This is a genomic window from Rahnella rivi (genome assembly GCF_019049655.1).
Lineage (GTDB): Bacteria > Pseudomonadota > Gammaproteobacteria > Enterobacterales > Enterobacteriaceae > Rahnella > Rahnella rivi.
Genome location: NZ_JAFMOX010000058.1, coordinates 113,008 through 131,789, shown reverse-complemented (window position 1 = coordinate 131,789; position 18,782 = coordinate 113,008). Strand labels below are relative to the sequence as shown.

Sequence of the window (18,782 nt, the reverse complement as noted above, 5' to 3'; positions counted from 1 at the left end):
GATAACTTAATTTTTTAAAAACAGTTTTAGTCGGGCATGAGATTGATATTTTTTGAAGAGAGTCAGATCAACAGCCTATAAAAGGGGAGAACGTGCGGGCAGAAATGAAGGAAAAAATCATCAGAATCTGTGAGGCCAAAATCGTGGCGAAGGGCAGCCATGTAGGGCTGTCATTCTATGCATTTTTTGCGAATAAAAATGATGAACCGGAACTGCTGATGGAGGTGGCACATTGGTGGATTATGGAGATGAAACTGGATCACTTTGAGAAGGCTGAAAAGATAAAATCCCTCGTTTTAGCCCTGTAGCGAACCTGTCAGGTTTATAGCTCTTTGGCTGAGAAATTTCTCCATGCGAAGGTCGCAGTAATATCACGAGGGGAAGGAATATGCTTATTTTTTCTCACACCGCGATGCGCTGACCGCAACCTGGCACCTACCTGAACGGCGTCAGGTAAGTGCCAGAAACGGGCATTGCCCACATTATTTCTTCTTATTAAGCATCGACTTTAAATCCGCAAACGGACTGTAAGTGGCTGCCTCAACATCATTTTGCGCGTCTTCACCCGCCACCACGTTTGTGCCATACAGATCGGCTTCGGTGTACTTGGAGTGTTCGTTGTCGTGGCAGTACAGACACAACAACTCCCAGTTGCTGCCATCTGCCGGGTTATTGTTGTGATCGTGATCGATATGGTGAACCGTTAACTCGCGCAGGTTTGAATACACAAATTCGCGGGAGCAGCGCCCGCATACCCATGGATAGATTTTTAGTGCTTTCTCGCGGTAGCCGCTTTCCAGCCGCGAGTAGTTTTTTGGGATCAGAGCCATTGCCGACATTGCCTGTAATCAAGAGGTCATTTTACGAAAGTGCCCTCAATATATCCCATAAAGGAACGCAAGGAGAAATGAAAGAAGAGCGGCAAAGCTGCCACGTCATCCGGCCCGCTTAACCCTGGTGGTCAGCGCCATACCTGCACTGGCCAGCGTAAAGACGGCCATTATCCAGCCCATCGTCCAGGGGGTGCCATCGCTGAGCAGGGCCAGTAAAAGGGATGAAATAATGCCGCTGCCGTATTGCAGCGAGCCCATCAGGGCCGACGCGGAGCCCGCGACGTTCGGCACCGCGTCCAGCGCACAGGCCGTCGAAGTGGCGGCAATAATGCCGTTCATGGAAAAGAACACAAATACCGCGACAACAATCAGGCCAATTCCACCGAAGCCAAAACCGGTGGCGGCGGCAAGGATAACGGCGGCGAGGGTGGCGGCGAACACGGCAAATCTGAGCAACGACTCCAGCGGATAACGATGTACCAGGCGGCGGTTCACCACGCTGACTGCCATCAGCCCGATGATATTCACCGCAAACAGCCAGCCGTAATGCTGCGGATCAACGCCGAAATAACGGATGTACACGAACGGAGAGCCGGTGATAAACGCATAGGCCGCGACGTAGTAAAAGGTCAGGCACAGCGTGAAACGCATAAAACTGGCGTTTCTCAGCAAGATGGCATAGTTCGCGAATGCGCCGGACAAGGAGGCTTTCACCCGTTTTTCGGCAGGCAATGTTTCCTCAAGCCAGAACAGCGAGACCAGCATCAGCACGCCGATTATCGCCAGCAGCCAGAAGATGGTGTGCCATGAGGTGACTTTAATCATCTGGCCGCCGATAAGCGGCCCGGCAATGGGCGCAACCGCCATGATGATCATCAGCGTTGAGAGCATTTGCGCAGCACGCGTGCGACTGAACAAATCGCGGATCATTGCCCGCGCCAGCATGGGACCTGTGCAGGCTCCCAGCGCCTGAAAGACTCGCCAGAAAACGATCTGCACGATGTCCGTCGACAGTGCGCATCCCACCGATCCCGCAATAAACAACACCATGCCAATGAACAAGGGCAGGCGTCGGCCAAAGTGGTCACTCACCGGCCCCCAGACCAACTGGGCAATGCAAAAGCCGATCAAAAAGCCGGTGATCGTCAACTCCGCGTCACCCTGTAAATCTGTTGCCATCACCGGCATTGCAGGCAGATAGATGTCGGTGGATAAGGAGGTGATCGCCATTAACGCGCTGAGAATTAACACCAGTGAAAGGCCGGTCGTTTTTCCGGCAGCGGGCGGCGATAGCGCCTGTGAAGGGGTCATGGTTATCCATCGGGACAGTAAGAGAAGCAGGCATAGTAGCGGGTTTACGGGCGCAGATAATGGCGTCCGGCAGGATAGGCACTATGAACTGAATTCATGAATGGTGCGTCACTGTGTTTACATGCGAGGTAATTATTATTGATGATGATTGTAATCAAAATGAGTTGACACTTTAGATGATGATTATCATTATTAATGCGCCTCATTGAACACAGCGCCAAACGTGCTGCGGCGATGCACAGCCCGCCAAACATAAATGACACTCATCAGAGAACAACTTATGACTCAAACACATTCTGCAGTGCTGATTACCGGTGCCTCCAGCGGCTTTGGCGAAGAGTTTGCCAGACAATATGCCAGGCTTGGCCACCGGCTGGTGTTGGTCGCGCGCCGGCTGGACCGGCTCGAAGAACTGGCGGCCTCGTTGCGGCAGGAATACACCATTGAGGTGCAGGTTGAACAGGTCGATCTGTCAGACATTCAGGCCGTCACTGAGCTTCACCAGCGCCTTGCTGCACAAGGCATCGTCATCGATATCCTCATTAATAATGCCGGGCACGGTCTTCAGGGAGCATTTCTGGACAGCCCGGCGGAGGCTATTTTGTCGATGATCCAGCTCGACATCACCAGCCTGACGCTGATGACACGCCTGTTCGGCGAGGACATGAGAAAGCGTAAGCAGGGTAAGATCTTACAGGTTGCGAGTATTTTAGCCTTTCAGGGGGTTGAGCATTTTGCGGTGTATTCAGCGGCTAAAGCCTATGTCCTGCGTCTTGGGGAAGCGTTACACCGGGAATTCCGGCGGGACAATGTGACGGTAACGACCCTGTGCCCCGGACTGACTGACACGGGCTTCGCAAGCGTTGCTCAGCAGAAAGTCACGCCGCTAATGCGTATGACCATGATGCAAACGCCTCCGGTGGTCCGCGCCGGTATCCGTGCGCTGGACGCGGGACGGATAAGCGTGGTGGCGGGGTTTGGCAATAAGCTAAACGCGGTATTCATGTGGGCAACCCCCCGCTGGATCCATCAGGCTTTTTTATCCAGAATCATGAATGCCTGATTTCTGACAGTGGCAGGTAAATGCGCACACCCTGTGTATTTGCCTGTCATTGCATCGCGTTAAATACCGCCAGGAAAACGTCGGCGAGAATTAAAATCGGTGCAATTAATATATTTCGATAATATAAACAAAAGTAATATATAAATTATCAATGAATCATTCCTCTCCGCTCCCTGTTTCTCCTCCTGTGTTGCGTTAAATTATTATACATTTAGTGCGGCTTAAGATGATTATTATGTAACGCGCCCTTTATAGATGTGCTTCTCACGCGCTGCGTATTATCGGGGAGGTGCTTTTTCCTGGCTGTATGACAGCGTTTTCAGGCTATTAATATTAAGTTACTATTTATCCTAATGCTGTAATTTGTTGATTTTAATGATTTAAAATATCTTATTTAAACCTGATATAAATCAATTTTTCAGGGTGTCAGCGGCGCCTGCTCCCGTTGTTACTGCGTAATTCTGATGAGTTTATAACCTGTAATCGGCAAGTTTTTTTATTTCATATCAACTGATTGGAATTCCAGTTGCGATGATTTTTTAATTATCAGGTGTGATGTTTTTTTACAAATTAATGCCGCAAAACGTCTTCTTTTTTACACGCTGAATAATGCCGGTTAATAACACTCTTTCTTTTCCGTGAATATAAATTGAGCTATTTTGACCTGCCATTTCAAATGTTGAACCTACGTGCTGACATACTTTAAATCCTTTTTGCGAATGACCTGGATCAGTGATGTCAATGAGGTGAACAACTAATACAGTCGTTTGTGATCCGCAGGAAAAGTGTATGAACAAGTCTTATAAAATCGTCTGGAGCGAAGCTGCGCAGGATTGGGTGGTTACCAATGAGCTGGCGGGCGGAAAGAAAAAAACAAAAGTCTCTAAAATTGCCAAAGCCTGGAAAACGGCATTGTTGTGTGGCGGGCTGATAGCGTCACCTTACTCTCAGGCGGTTGACTGGGACGTTGCCGATACCGATCCCAAAAGCGCTACCACGATCTTTTACGGCAGTGTTGATCTTGTTCAGGGCGGAGGCAAAGGGTTTGCCGGACTGAAAAAAGGGGACATAGGCTACACCTCGATGACGCTGTCTCAGGCGCGTGACCGGGGGTTGATCGGCGAAGGTGCTGAGTATGTGGACTGCGACAGTGTGCATTTAGGCGGCAAGACGAACGTGGTGACTTACACCGACGCCATTACGCACAACAAAACGACCATTAACGCTTATGACAATAACTCCATAACAGCCGGCAAGCTGAATACTACGTACGCCTATTCCCATGATGTGGGCGCTGGCGGCCAGTATCTCGATAAGGCGATTTACAGCGTGGCCTCCGGAGGAAAACTGGATGTGGATGTCGGGTCTTCCGATGCTAACTGGATGAAAAACAGTGCCAATCGGGTGAATCTGATCATGAAGAGCAGTGATCCGAATAAGGTCAACTCGGCGGTATTTTCCGTAGATAACGGCGGAACGCTGAATTACAACGCCAAAACCCTTATCAGTCTCGGCAATCATAAAAACGTCAATACGTCGGTCACCGGTGATGTCTTAATTTCCACCTACGCCGGAGAAGTGAACAGCAAAATTGGTCACTTCTCAATTAACACCCTCGACAGCTTCAAAGCCTATAACACCGCGTTGATCGAAGCGGTTGAAGACGGGCGTCTGGATCCTGATGATTATGATGGTCAAATCGCGTTAGGCGTCACACCAACGATCTCCATCCGTCAGCTTGATGTGACCACGCCCGGAGACCCGGTGAACGCAAGTGTCAGCGCCACCAGCGTGGCCTATATCAAAGCGTCCGGAAGCTTTGCCCAGGTCAATTTAAGCCATGATGCCAATCTGCAGCTGACGGAATCCGATGCGAGTCTGATCTACGTTGAGCAGGGGGCGAAACTGGACAACAGCGGGACGCTCAGCACCCTGCGTAATCTCTCCAACCCTGGTTCGAATGTGATCAGTGCCGCCTCCGGTGCGTCAGTTCACAATGCCAGCAGCGGCGTCATCTATGTTAACGATGATCTGGCTGCCGGTGCGGTGCTCGGCGAGACTAACACCCAGTACGGTTCGGGGGTGGGGATTTACGCCGTGGATGCATCTGTCGTCAATGACGGGGTCATCAATATCGCGCCGCAGGGGTCGCATAGCCGAAGTGTCGGTCTGATACTCGATGGCAGCAGCAACGCCCGCAATAACGGCAATATTAATCTGGCGACGATCGATCAACCCGTGGGGGTGCGTGGCTATGAGGATATCGGTGCCATGGTGGGCGGAAACAGCACGCTCACCAATGCGGGCCTTATCTATGTCGGGCGCAGCGCACAAACCTCCTTGTCCGACTCCGCCAAAGCCACCAGCATCATCAATCCCGGCGCCATTGCCGTGTCGGTGAGTGATCATGGCACATTTGAGAATGCGGCGGGTGGCATGATCAATCTGGGAGGGAAAACGCAGGGCGCAACCGCCATTCTGGCGAGCGGCGCGGATGCTGTGGTCGATCAGAAGGGCATGATTAACCTTTCCTATAACGCTATAGGTGGCAAACCGGTGGCGCAAAGTATCGCGATGGATGTGACCGGCGGTGCCACCCAGGTCAACAACAGCGGCACCATCAATATGATGGGGATTAATGGCGTCGGGCTCAACGTGCGGGCCGGCAGCCATGCGACCAACAGCGGCACCATCTTTGTGACGGAAGGGGTGGATGCCGCCACTAAAACGGCGAACTACGGGATTCAGTCTCAGGGGCAAGGTGCGTTGGCGACGGTGACCGGGGCTGTAAAACTGTCCGGTAACGGCGCGATTGGTGTGTATGTCAAAGACGGCGGCGCGGTTGATGTCGATGGCGACGGCGTGAGATTTATGAGCGGGGTCAAACAGACCGGCTTCCTGATCTACGGTAAAGGTTCTGCCGTCAGCGTGCAGAACTCCTTTCAGGATGTCTCGACGCAGGATTCCACGCTCTACCGCATCGACGGGGGCGCGAGTTACGGCTCCCTCGGCGCAACCTTAACGGGCAGCGGCCAGAACAGCACCATCCTTCTGGCGACAGGAAAAGACAGCAGCATCGACGCCACCGGCATGAATCTGATTGCCAGCGGCCGGGATGCCACGGCGGTCAGGGTCGAAGGCGGTGCCTATGGCAAAATTGACGCCACAACGGATATTGATCTGACCGGTGTCGGATCCCTTGCCGGCAGCGTTCAGGGCGCGTCGACCACCATTTATGGCGACACGGACACGACGGGCGCCTCGGTGCTCGACAGCTATGCCACCCTGCGCACCTCCGGCGGCGTGGCCGCTGGCGCAATGGGATATAAAGTCGCGACCGGCGGTACGCTTAATCACCACGGTATCGTGACCCTCACTGCGGCGGACAGCGTCGGCGTTGAAATCAACGGCGGCAGCATGAATAACGACAGCAAAATTACGGTGAGCGGCACGGCGGTCGATATCATCGGCGCGAATTCCGTGGTGAATAATACCGGCGCGACCACCGCCATAAACGGCACGGCAGCATATCGGTTGTCTGATGGCGCGTCGCTGGCGCTCAGCGGTTCCGGCTCGACCAACGCGGCAGGCACGGCGCACGGCATTCTGCTCGATACCGGTGCTGTCGGTCTGATCGTCAACGGCGCCACCATCAATATGGCGGCGTCAGGTTTCGGAAACGGCATCGAAAACAAAGCTGAAATCAGCGGCATTCAGCTGCTCAATACCACTCTCAACGTGGGACGAGGCGCGGGCGTGCGTACTGCCGCCTCTCTGGCACAGACCAACAGCGGCACCATTAACGTCAACGGGACGGGCACCGGTCTTCTGCTGGAAAATGCCGATGGATCCGCGTCGGCAGCGGATTACGACATGTCCAAATCGCAGGGGCTGGTGATCAATATCAACAGCGCTGACGGCAGCGGCATGACCACCAATACCTCCGGCAACATCAAATCCGGGGTCAGTATTCATGTTAACGACGTCGCCGGAGGATCCGCGCTGGTGGTGAACGGTGGCACGCCGCGCGTCGAGCAGTCCGGGAATATCATCTCCGCGTCGGCAGCTCAGATGGTGGATATCAATAACGGCCACACCACGGCCTTCAGCAACAGCGGAAGTATCCTCTCCCGTGCGGCAAACGGCGTGGTCATGAACATTGACAAGCAGGCGGTAGACTTTACTAACGCCGCGGGCGGCAGCCTCGCGGGCGCGGTCAACCTGCTGGCGGGTAACAATAGCGTGACGCTGGCGCATGGCAGTCAGGCGGCCTCCGTCTTTACCACCGGCACCGGCGATGATCAGTTCAACCTGCAAGACATTACCGCGAACGAAAACGCCACCTTGTTCGACGTGCTGGATGGCGGGCAGGGCAACGATGCGCTGAACCTGAATCATTCGGTCTATACCCTCCCGGATTCATCAAAAATCAAGGGGATAGAGAATGTGTATCTGGCTGACCGTTCCCGCTTTACTCTCGACCATGCATCGCTCGATTTAACGGCTGCCGGCTCCGCCTGGAATATTGACAGCACCAGCCAGCTCATCATCACTGACGACAAGGCCATGAATTTTGCCAGCCATCTGGCCGGCACCGGTCTGGTGACCGTGGATTTGGGCAGTGATGCCAATGCCTTTGCCTTTACCGCCAACAATGCGACAGACCGTTTTACCGGAAAGGTTGAATTGACTCACAGCCAGTTTGTTCTGGATGGCAGTACCACGCAAAACAATCAGGCGCTGTCCGATGCCACCCTGGGTCTGGGCAACGCCAGCATAACGGTTGTCTCGAAAGGGGTGCAGCAGATCGGCAGCCTGTCTTTTGATGGCGGCATGATGAACGTCGATACCGATACTCTGGGACGCAGCCGGTCGGAAGCTTTCCTGATGACCAGCAACGATTTGAATATCGGCGGAAGAGGCGTGGTGAAGGTGTTAACTAATGACGTGATGAACGCGCGGGCATTGCCACCTGACACGCTGGCGTTAACGATGCAGGATGACGCCAATCCGATCCTGAAACTGGCCGGCAGCCTTGGCACGGTCAGCGGCTACGGCTCTAATCTGGATCTGCTGAAAGCAGACGGCACCACCATGAGCGATCCGACCTATTCAGATGTCATTCAAAAAGGGCAGGTGGCAGCCAACGCAACCTTTGATTTTGGGCTGACGTCCGGTGCGTCCGACGACGGTCTGTATATCAACTACGGTCTGAAAAAACTGAACCTGGTGACGTCGGGTGCGGATGCGCTGGTGATCAACGCTAACGGCGCGAGCGGTGCCAGTGCTGACCTCGCAGCCCGCGTGACCGGCGGCGGTGACCTGACGATTGCCGCAGGATCCGGCCACACTGTCTCACTCTCCAACATGCGCAATGATTATACCGGCGCGACGTTTGTGCACAGCGGTACGCTGCGGGCGGAAAGCGACAATATTCTCGGCAACACCAGCGAACTGCGTCAGGCTGGCGACGCCAGGGTGGATCTGAACGGTTACTCGCAGACTGCCGGCAGGCTCAATACCGACGCCGGTGCGGTCACGGATTTCAACGGCGGCAGTCTGACGACGCTCAATGGCGGCACCGTCAGCGGGACGCTGACCGGCGCCGGTGAACTGATCGTAAACAACGGCATTCTGACGGTCAGCACCGCCAATACAGGCATGACGGCATCGACCACCCTCCGTCAGGGTGCCGAAGTGGCGATCAATGAGACGAGCGGCATCGGTAGCGGAGATATCCTCAACAGCGGCCTCCTGTCGCTGAACGGTGCGCAAGGCGTGATGGCTAACAACATCAACGGCAGCGGCGATCTGCATAAAAACGGTGCGGGTCTGGTGGCGCTGACCAGGGCTTCTGCGCAGTACACCGGCCACACGGACATCACCGGCGGCGGCCTGCAACTGGGCGACAGCGCGACGAACGTCCTGCTGGCCTCGGATACCGTCAATGTGGCGCAGGGTGCCGCCTTCGGTGGCTTCGGCGGTACCGCCGGGGATGTGAACAACGCGGGCGCGTTCAGCCTGGGCGATCTCTCTTCCCCGCTGACAGGCGATCCTCAGACCTTCACGGTCGGCAACAACCTGACCAACAGCGGGTTCATCACTCTCAGCCAGCCGGGCACATCGACTGCGGGCAATATCCTGCAGGTGAAAGGCGACTACACCGGCAACGGCGGCACGCTGCGCCTTAACACTCAGCTGGGCGATGACGACTCTCTGACCGACAAAATGGTGATAGAGGGAAGCACGCGCGGAACAACAGCGGTGTCAGTGAGCAATGCGGGCGGCCACGGGGCCCCGGCGATTAACGGCATCGAAATCATCTCTGTGGGCGGCAGTTCTGACGGCGAGTTCACCAAACAGGGCCGCATTGTGGCGGGCGCTTACGACTACGATCTGGTGAAAAAAGGCGGTAACTGGTATCTGACCAACAACGGGGAAGTACCGGATAACGCTGACAATGCCGCAGGCGGCGATACCCCGTTCAGCGGTGGCGACGCGGCGGATAACGCAGCAAGTCTTCAGCCGGCCGCGAATATCCGCCCGGAAGCCAAAGTCTACGCCAGCAATCTGGCCGCCGCCAACAACATGTTCAGCATGACGCTGCACGATCGTCTTGGCGAAACCCATTACGTCGATCCTTTCACCGGAGAGGAAAAAGTCACCAGCCTGTGGCTGCGGCAGGTCGGTGGGCATCAGCGATCTCATGACGACAGCGGCCAGAACAACACCCAGGCAAACCGTTATGTCGCGCAACTGGGCGGGGATATCGCTCAGTGGAGCCGCAGCGGCGAAGATCGTTATCACTTTGGGGTGATGGGCGGCTATGCCAGCCAGCACAGTAACACCCGAAACCATCACACCGGTTACAGCGCGGATGGCTCGGTTCACGGCTACAGCGCAGGCATCTACGGCACCTGGTTTGAAAACAACGACGAGAAGACCGGTGGCTATGTCGACAGTTGGGCGTTGTACAACCGGTTTGATAATGGCGTATCGACGAAAGACGTCGGTTCGGAAAGCTACCGCTCCGGCGGTGTTACGGCGTCCGTCGAGAGCGGTTACACCTGGAAAACCGGTGAAAAGAACGACCACGAAAGCTACTACTTACAGCCGCAGGCACAACTGACGTGGATGGGAGTGAAAGCAGACGATCATCAGGAAGCCAACGGCACCCACGTGCAATCAACCGGCGACGGTAATCTCCAGCTTCGTCTGGGTATGCGTGCCTTTATCAAAAGCATGGATGCAAAAAGTCAGGACGGAAAGGATCGGGTCTTCGAGCCTTTTGTGGAAGTGAACTGGCTGCATAACACCCATGATTTTGGCGCAAGCCTTGACGGCGTGAACGTGAAAGAGGCGGGCGCGCGTAACGTCGGTGAGCTCAAAACCGGTGTGGAAGCAAAACTGAACGACACCGTGAATCTGTGGGTGGATGTGGCCCGGCAGATAGGTGACGAAGGCTACAGCGACACGCGGGCCATCGTCGGTGTTAAAGCAAACTTTAAATAATGTGTGCCCTTCAATTTCAGCGAAGGGTGAATCTGAGAATATTCAAAATGAAACAACAAACGTTACTGATTATCGCCGCGACCCTCGCGGTCAGCAGCCTGGCGGGATGCGATCAAAAAGAGGCACCTGCCAACGATATTGCCGTGGTGAATATTGCGCAGGTACTGAGGGATTCTCAGGCAGGCAAACAGGAAGCCGAACATGATAAGCAGGTGCAGGCATTGCTGCTTAACGTGTATGACGATGCCAGTTCAAAATATGCGCGCCTTCCCGCTGCCGGGCAGCAAAAAAGTCGGGATGCCGATGCCGATACGCTGAACAACCAGTGGCGGGCTGAAAAGAATGCGGCACGACAGGTCAGCCTGAACGCCATAACCAAGGTGGTCGATGCCTACAGACAGGAGAAAAAACTGCGGCTGGTGATCGACAGCCAGACGGTGATCTCCCGGGATGATAACGCGGACATCACGGCAGAGATCATTTCGCGCCTCGATCAAACCGAAGTGGATTACGGGCCGTTGCCGGTCATCTCGGTGAAAACCCCGGCGGAAGCGCCGGTGAAACCGGAAACACCGAAAACACGCAAAACGCACAAATAACGGCCATTATCCTTTTCAGATAATTATCACGGGCACTGTTATAAATGCCGGAAAATTAACGCGTTCTTTTATTATTAAAAATAATCATCGTCTAAATGAATAACGAATTATTGAGTGGTCAGGATTATTATATATAATTCAGGCCATTTCATTCGCAACGTGCCAATTAATTTGTATGAATATCAAATTATATATTCATCAAGTGTATTGTTGTTTTTCACTGGCGTGAATAACAGGCGCGGCAGATAAACTTTCATTATGGTGAAACTTATAGCGGATGATTATTAATAGTAAAAGGATTGAGTTGAAATGGATAAGAAGTTTGAAAAGGCGTTAATGCCTCATTTATTAGCCGCTGTGAAGTATGCACGTTCAAGATTACCCCTTAAGGCCACCAATAAAATTTACACCGATAAACGGATGGTGAGCCAGATGATGCCTAAAGATCCTAAGCGCTGGAGTTTGCATACGGCAGAAGCGGATGAAATAAGAACGAAGAATATTCGTGCCTTGCGCGCGCTGAAATTAGCGCCACGGGAAACCGCGAACAAGCTTGAGCATGATTACATCAACAGAATCCCCCATGCGGGTAACTGCGGTGAAAACGCCATCCTTGCTTATTATTACCTGTTAGACAGGGCCCAGCGCCTGGACAGCGCTGCCAAAACGGAAGTGCAAATCATGAGGGTTTACCTGCCCGCGCCAGTCGATCACGCCTTCGTGCTGATCGGTACCCGGCCAGCAGGGTACTCCAGGCTGTTACTGGAAAATACGCTGGTCTGCGACCCCTGGACTAAAATTGTCTGCCGGCTGGAGGATTTCGACAAACTCTGGCGATTAAAAATGGAAAAGTGGTCATCCAGGGGATTAGCGGGACTTTGTGGTGAAGGATATTACAGTCACCACGGAGACAGTTGTTCTCTTAATACGGTCAGGATAGGGAAATTACAGGTAGATCAGGAGCGGAATGAATCAAGATATTCCGCGGGGCAGCATTCACTGGTCGATGGTCAGTCTTTCCGCTAAATACATTATTATTATTTATCAGTTTATGGCTGTTTGAAAAATACCGGGCGATGGAATGGCATTAATAGATATTCACCCTGTGAATAATAATGGGGACTGTTTTATTACTGTGCCGTATTAATGCCCCCAGAGGTCCGTTATCCGCAATGGAAGCGCAGTGCTTCCATTGCGGGATATTTTTTACAGCGGCAAGACATCCAGCGGTTTCACTTCCCTTAACACGAAGGATGTCTGCATTTCTTTAATCCCCGGTAAGCGCCGCACCACTTCCATCGCGAAAGTGGAAAAACTGTCGAGATCTTTTGCGACCACCTGCAACAGAAAATCGGCATCTCCGGCAATCGCATAGCAGGCAATCACCGACGGCAGCGCGCCGACCTGCTGCTCGAACCGTTGCGCATCTTCCTCACTGTGGCTGTCGATTTTTACCCGGATAAAGGCCAGCAGCCCGAGGCCGACGGCTTTACGGTCAATCTTTGCCTGATAACCGGCGATCACGCCGCTCTCTTCCAGTTGCTTCACGCGTCGCCAGCAGGGTGACGCGGCCATGCCGACTTTTTCTGCCAGCTCCTGGTTGGTCATCCTCCCGCTTTGCTGAAGTTGCTTAAGAATGCGAAGGTCTGCCGGTAAAATTTCAGAGAGTGACATAATCTGCCTGTTATACGGTTATTCGGGAAAAAGTTAACCAGATTAGGGCATTTTCTGCCGATAAAAGAAAGCACATTTCAGCGCCAGATCGTTATGCTTTGTGTTAACGCTGAAAACGAAAGGGCTCAAAAATGACAGACACCATCCGGCTGGCGATTATTCTCAATCCTGAACTTCCGCCGGGATTACTGGCGAACACGGCGGGGGCAATCGGTATAGGGCTGGCTGCGAAATTCCCGATGCTGGCGGGCAATGCCCTGACGGATGCGAAGGGCGCGACCATCGATGTCAGCTCAAAATACCCGGTGCCGGTATTGCAGGGAACGCCGGATCACATTAAAGCGCTGATGTTTAAGGCGCTGGATGCGCAGGGCGAGCGCGGGGTGGTGGCCTTCCCGGCTTTTGCCAGGGCGCTGCATACCTTTGCCGACTACGAGAACCTTTTCCCGCTGCGCGATTTGCATGATGAAATCATCGACGGTTTGGGGCTGGTGGGGCCGGAAAAATGGATTAAATCCCTGACCGGAAATCTGAAACTGCTGCGCTAAACGGCGCGCCGCGAAAACCACGCCCCTCTGCTGACCCGTTATCGCGCGGGTCAGTCACATCAAAAATTCTTCTTTAACCCAAATCCTCTGCCTTTTACATGACACTTTCTCACCTGTTGCACTTTATATAGTTACATAAGGTGATATTTCTCCTAATCATTATAACGATCATTAATTAATTCTCCTTTCCTGCCGATAACGCAAAGGCATTGCGTAACACCTGCATATTTAAACAATAATGGAGAGTCATTTGTTATGAGAAGGTTATTAATTAGTTTTGAAAACGTCCGGGTAGGGAAGAAACTCGCACTGGGTTTCGGGCTTGTTTTGTTGCTCAGCGTCGCGGTAGCGGTGTGTGGCATTAAAAACCTTAATGATATCTCCGTTCGTGCGGAGAAAATCAGCCAGCTGAAAGCCATTACCGATCAGTTTGCTCTGGCAAGAGATGCGCGGATGCAGTACGTCAAAACACATGACGAAAAGTTTATCGCCGCCAATGAAGAGAGCTTAAAACAGGTAGACGGAAAGATCGCCAGTTTGCAGACCTACCCGTGGCGTGGCGAACAGTTGCAGATGCTGCAAACGTTGCCGGGCGCGATGCAGGGTTATCGCGAAAAGCGTGCGGAAACGGTCAGCGAAACCCGCAAGCGTGAAAGCATTGTCGGCGCGCTGGTGCTGACCCGAGAAGAAGCTGACGTCACGCGTCTGGCGCAGTCTTACACTCAGGATCCTGCCACCGTGGGCACCGCCAATGCGCTGAATGAAATCAGTAAACACCTCACCGGGGTGGCCGTACGCGTTAAACTGCTTGAGTTGCAAAATACCGAAGAGGCTCAGCAGGCATTAGTCGGATTCATCGCTGAATCGATTCAACTTATGGACGCCATCAAACCGCAACTCAGCGCGGCAGACGTGAATGCACTGACCGAGGTTGAGCGTTCAGTGACCGGTAAACAGGAAAGCGCGCAGGCGTATCTGGCGTCGTATCTTGCAGAAGAGCAGGCGACCAAAGAGCTGGCGAAATCGGGCGCGGTGCTGACGACGGCGAGCAGTTCGCTGTTTCAGGAAGAGCTGAAAGCCACGCATTCAGATATCAATCAGGCAATTTTATGGATGTCGCTGATCACTGTGGCTGCCATTTTGCTGAGCATGGCTACCGCGTTCATCATCACCCGTCAGATCACCACGCCGTTGTCCGCGACATTACGCGTGGCTCAGCAGATTGCCCGTGGCGATCTCAGAGCGGATCTGCATACATCGCGCCGCGATGAGCTGGGTGAGCTGATGCAGGCGGTGGGCGAGATGAACGACGATCTTCGCCGCATTATCGGGGATATTCGCAGCGGTGTGTCGCAGGTCAGCCATGCTTCGGCCGAAATCGCGGCGGGAAATAATGATTTGTCTGCGCGTACCGAAGAGCAGGCTGCGGCGCTGGAAGAAACGGCGGCCAGCATGGAGCAGTTAACCGCCACGGTGAAGCAGAACGTCGACAATATTCATCACTCCAGCCAGCTGGCGCGCGCCACGTCTGAAACGGCGAACAAGGGCGGCAAACTGGTTAATCATGTGGTGAAAACCATGAATGAGATCACCGCCAGTTCCGGCAAGATTGCGGAGATCACCACGGTTATCAACAGCATTGCCTTCCAGACCAACATTCTGGCGCTGAACGCCGCGGTAGAAGCGGCGCGTGCCGGTGAACAGGGGCGGGGTTTTGCGGTGGTTGCCAGCGAAGTGAGAAGCCTCGCGCAGCGCAGCGCACAGGCGGCGAAAGAGATTGATGAACTGATTGGCGAATCCGTCGAGCGCATCAGCGCCGGGTCTGAGCTGGTCGAGCAGGCCGGTGCCACCATGCATGACATCGTGACGTCTGTCGGCAATGTCACTGAAATCCTGAATGAAATTGCTCAGGCGTCGGATGAACAGAACCGGGGTATTTCGCAGGTGGGGGAAGCGATTGTCGAAATGGACAACGTGACTCAGCAAAACGCCGCGCTGGTGGAAGAGTCTTCTGCCGCAGCCAATGCCTTACGCGATCAGGCGCAAAGCCTGGCGGGTTCCGTTTCACGTTTTGTCACTGAGTAATCACTGTGATGCTCACTGCGCCAGGGCGGCACAGTGAGCATTTTTACTTCAACGGCGGGCGATCAGCTGGTCGTTTTTAACTGCGGATAGCGCCGGAAAATCGTCAGGCACCAGACAAACGCGATACATCCCAGCACGCCACCGGCGTAACCGACGTTGCTCATTTCCAGATGCAAACTCACCTGATTGCCTAACAGCGCGCCCGCGCCGATGCCGATATTGTAGATACCCGACAGCAGGGACATCGACACGTCGGTGGCGTCGGACGCCAGCGCCAGTACGCGCACCTGCAAGGCCAGGCCGATAATCATCATGGCCAGCCCCCACACCACGCACAGCACAGAAATGCTGATCGGGTTCATCACCGCTACAAACAGCAGCAACATACTGAGCGTCACCATCAGGATCGGGCCGCTGAGCATCGCTGCCGGGAAGCGGTTGCCGAACATGCTGAAAATGATGCTGCCAAAGATACCCGCGCCACCAAAAATCAGCAGCAGGAAGGTGGTGAAGTTTTCACCCATATTGGCGACGGTCTGAATAAACGGTTCGATATAACTGTAGGCCGTGTAGTGAGCGGTCACTATCAATGCAGTCAGAACATACATGCCGACCAGCGCCGGGCGGCGGAACAGCATCGGCACACTTTTCAGTGAACCGGTATGTTCGCTTGGCAGCGGTGGCAGCAGTTTGATCAGGCAAATCAGCGTCAGCAGCGCAACCACGCCGATGCTCATAAAGGTGGTGCGCCAGCCGAGATACTGACCAATGATGCGCCCGAGCGGCAAGCCCAGCACCATCGCCAGCGCCGTACCGGTGGCTAACATACTGAGCGCCTGGGTTTTTTTACCCGGAGGGGCGACGCGAATGGCCAGCGAGGCGGTAATCGACCAGAAAATCGCGTGGGAAAGGGCGATACCGACGCGGGAGGCGACGAGGCTCCAGAAATCCCAGGCCACCACCGATAACACGTGGCTGACGATAAACAGGCTAAATATAAAGATCAGCAAGCGTTTACGCTCAACCTGCCGGGTCAGCAGCATCAGCGGCAGCGACATCAGCGCCACCACCCAGGCGTAGATGGTGAGCATCAGGCCGACCTGCGCCGTCTTCATATTGAAACTGGCGGCGATGTCGGAAAGTAATCCGACCGGCACAAATTCGGTGGTATTGAAGATAAAGGCGGCGATCGCCAGCATCACAACGCGAAGCCATGCTGTCCTGCGCGAAACGGTATCTGATTGCATTGAAATTGATAACTTATTAGAAGGTGTAAAGACCAGGCTCTCTGCAACAGGAAGCCTTTTGAACGCATAGTGTGTTTTATTTGTTCTAAAAATGGAACAGAAAACTGGCCTAACAGATAAATGTTTGAGGGACAATTTTCATGGCGGAAAGTGAGAGGCAGATCACCTGACGACGTAAAACAGCGCCATCAAGGGTGCCAGCACCAGTGCCAGGGTTCGCAGATGAATCCCCACGGATTATTCAGCGGGAAGGACATCACAAAACCGAAGCGGGCGGCATTGGCCTGTAACCAGACAAACGCGCCGGTTTCGCCAAACACGCCGGTCACTTCGTCGCAGCCGGGCGTGTTGATGTCCACGGCGCGGCCGGTGTGATGCTCGCTGCATCCGGGCGGTGCCAGAGACGTGAAGAAATCTTGCGGGGGTATTCCGGCTTGCTGTTTGGCGCGGATCAGCTCTGCCTGATACGCCAGGCTGCGGTACGCCGAGACCAGATAAATGCCCACGCCGTCAGCGGCTGCCTGCTGTTGCATGGCGCGCCATGCCTGAGCGGCGGGGGCGATCAGGCGGTAAACCTTACCGGTGTCCGCATTCATTTCTGCGTCCACCAGTAAGTGCTCACTTACCTCTTCGAAATAGGGCAGCGTGCGGTGCGCGATCACCTGCGGGTCAATATTCAGGTCACGCAGCCTCTGCAGAGTCTGCGCTTTCAGCACCGCCTGATTCATGCCTCTTCTTTACCTTTGCGCGTCATGGCGTCGGTCATTGCCCGTGCAGAACTGCGCATGGAGTGTTTATAGCGCGAGGCCGCCGACACCAGCGCCTTCAGCAATTGTGTATCCTGCTGATGTTGCTGATATTCAGGGTGCCACTGCACGCCGAGACAGAAATCATAGCCTTCGCATTCAATGCCTTCGATCACCCCGTCCGGCGCGTACGCGTTGACGATGCAGCCTGGCCCGACGGATTTCACGGCCTGGTGATGCGAGCTGTTGACTTCATAATGCGTGCTTTCAACACAGCGGCTCAGCAGCGACCCTTCGGCGATCTGCACCGGATGACGGGCGCGCTTTTTGCCACCGGCATTTTCGGTGTCCACGGTGGTGCTGTGTTCAAGGGCGTCGGGGAGTGCGTCGGGAATGTGCTGATGCAGCGTGCCGCCGGTTAATACTGCCAGCAGTTGCTGACCGCCGCAGATGCCCAGAAGGGGCAGATTGCGCTGCATGGCGCCTTTCACGATAGCTTGTTCGAACCGGGTGCGGGCCGGTTTCAGGCGCACCTGATCGCTGGTTTGCTGTTCGTTGAACAGCTCAGGGGGAACATCAAACGCGCCGCCGGTGACGACAATCCCGTCGCAAAGCGCGAGATATTCATCCGCCAGATCGGCGTGATGTGGCAAGGCCAGCGGCACTGCGCCCAGCGCTGCCAGACTCTCCATGTAGTTCTGGCGCAGGGCGTACCACGGGAAATCGGCGTAACCACCGGCTTCCTCGCTGTCGAGTGTGACACCGATAACCGGTCTGGATTGAAATTTAGTATGCATGAGCTCCAGCCATGAGTATGAAGATGAATAACAACCAGAAAATTAACCATATCAAGGGGGGCGTAGCTCAAACAATATAAATTATCAATAGATGCAATTTTCAGGATTTAGCTCTGGTTTTTTAAACCCTTCGGGGGATATGAGGAGGTGTTTTTTGGGCCAAACCGGCGTTTTCCTGACAAAATTCCGGCCCTCGCTGACAGTTCCTGATAATTTTCTGTCGTCTTCTTCAACATTCATTCTCATTTAGTCCTTAACATTACCTGCCTCAAAAGGATAAATTAGCAGGTATGATTCATCCGGTTGATTGAAATACTCATTCTTAATTACTCACAAAATCTTTACGTTGTCCTAAAAACAGCCAACC

14 protein-coding genes are annotated in these 18,782 nt (G+C 54.0%); 7 read left to right on the top strand and 7 right to left on the bottom strand.

What is annotated here, in order from left to right; all coding sequences use genetic code 11:
- Positions 1-92 precede the first annotated feature (92 nt).
- Complete coding sequence (locus tag J1779_RS11795; protein ID WP_056781909.1) at positions 93-308, top strand: DUF6500 family protein; 216 nt, start codon at positions 93-95, stop codon at positions 306-308.
- 174 nt (positions 309-482) lie between these two features.
- Here J1779_RS11795 and yajD read toward each other — a convergent pair whose 3' ends face one another.
- Both yajD and J1779_RS11785 read right to left on the bottom strand, forming a co-directional pair.
- Positions 483-830, bottom strand: coding sequence for an HNH nuclease YajD (gene yajD, locus J1779_RS11790; protein ID WP_056781907.1), 348 nt, complete (start codon positions 828-830; stop codon positions 483-485).
- 105 nt (positions 831-935) lie between these two features.
- The gene (locus J1779_RS11785) at positions 936-2,144 is read right to left on the bottom strand and encodes a multidrug effflux MFS transporter (protein WP_183850227.1); all 1,209 of its coding nucleotides are present in this window, start codon (positions 2,142-2,144) and stop codon (positions 936-938) included.
- Between the two features lie 280 nt (positions 2,145-2,424).
- Here J1779_RS11785 and J1779_RS11780 point away from each other — a divergent pair, with 280 nt between their 5' ends.
- The 4 genes from J1779_RS11780 to J1779_RS11765 all read left to right on the top strand — a co-directional run bounded on the left by J1779_RS11780 (position 2,425) and on the right by J1779_RS11765 (position 12,344).
- On the top strand, positions 2,425-3,207 hold the full coding sequence (locus tag J1779_RS11780) for an SDR family NAD(P)-dependent oxidoreductase (protein WP_183850229.1): 783 nt from the start codon (positions 2,425-2,427) through the stop codon (positions 3,205-3,207).
- A 789-nt stretch (positions 3,208-3,996) separates the two neighbouring features.
- Entirely contained in the window at positions 3,997-10,719 is a 6,723-nt protein-coding gene (locus tag J1779_RS11775; RefSeq protein ID WP_217203846.1) for an autotransporter outer membrane beta-barrel domain-containing protein, read from the top strand.
- Between the two features lie 47 nt (positions 10,720-10,766).
- Positions 10,767-11,318, top strand: a complete 552-nt coding sequence (locus J1779_RS11770) for an OmpH/Skp family outer membrane protein (protein WP_217203845.1) — start codon at positions 10,767-10,769, stop codon at positions 11,316-11,318.
- 309 nt (positions 11,319-11,627) lie between these two features.
- Positions 11,628-12,344, top strand: coding sequence for a hypothetical protein (locus tag J1779_RS11765; RefSeq protein ID WP_056781897.1), 717 nt, complete (start codon positions 11,628-11,630; stop codon positions 12,342-12,344).
- Positions 12,345-12,524: 180 nt separating this feature from the next.
- Here J1779_RS11765 and J1779_RS11760 read toward each other — a convergent pair whose 3' ends face one another.
- The gene (locus tag J1779_RS11760; RefSeq protein WP_183850237.1) at positions 12,525-12,992 is read right to left on the bottom strand and encodes an Lrp/AsnC family transcriptional regulator; all 468 of its coding nucleotides are present in this window, start codon (positions 12,990-12,992) and stop codon (positions 12,525-12,527) included.
- Positions 12,993-13,123: 131 nt separating this feature from the next.
- Here J1779_RS11760 and J1779_RS11755 point away from each other — a divergent pair, with 131 nt between their 5' ends.
- Together J1779_RS11755 and J1779_RS11750 are read left to right on the top strand one after the other, a co-directional pair.
- The gene (locus J1779_RS11755; protein ID WP_056782041.1) at positions 13,124-13,540 is read left to right on the top strand and encodes a DUF2000 domain-containing protein; all 417 of its coding nucleotides are present in this window, start codon (positions 13,124-13,126) and stop codon (positions 13,538-13,540) included.
- Between the two features lie 255 nt (positions 13,541-13,795).
- Positions 13,796-15,625, top strand: a complete 1,830-nt coding sequence (locus J1779_RS11750) for a methyl-accepting chemotaxis protein (RefSeq protein WP_217203844.1) — start codon at positions 13,796-13,798, stop codon at positions 15,623-15,625.
- A 62-nt stretch (positions 15,626-15,687) separates the two neighbouring features.
- On the opposite strand, the gene J1779_RS11745 is transcribed toward J1779_RS11750, so the two are convergent.
- The 4 genes from J1779_RS11745 to J1779_RS11730 form a co-directional block, all read right to left on the bottom strand.
- Positions 15,688-16,872 (bottom strand): sugar transporter, encoded by a 1,185-nt coding sequence (locus tag J1779_RS11745; RefSeq protein ID WP_056781892.1) that lies wholly within the window; start codon positions 16,870-16,872, stop codon positions 15,688-15,690.
- Positions 16,873-17,060: 188 nt separating this feature from the next.
- Positions 17,061-17,600, bottom strand: a complete 540-nt coding sequence (locus J1779_RS11740) for a M15 family metallopeptidase (RefSeq protein WP_217203843.1) — start codon at positions 17,598-17,600, stop codon at positions 17,061-17,063.
- Positions 17,597-18,415 (bottom strand): gamma-glutamyl-gamma-aminobutyrate hydrolase family protein, encoded by an 819-nt coding sequence (locus tag J1779_RS11735; protein ID WP_122097027.1) that lies wholly within the window; start codon positions 18,413-18,415, stop codon positions 17,597-17,599. Before J1779_RS11735 ends, J1779_RS11740 begins: the two co-directional genes overlap by 4 nt.
- 84 nt (positions 18,416-18,499) lie before the next feature.
- Positions 18,500-18,655 (bottom strand): hypothetical protein, encoded by a 156-nt coding sequence (locus tag J1779_RS11730; RefSeq protein WP_156362058.1) that lies wholly within the window; start codon positions 18,653-18,655, stop codon positions 18,500-18,502.
- Positions 18,656-18,782 lie beyond the last annotated feature (127 nt).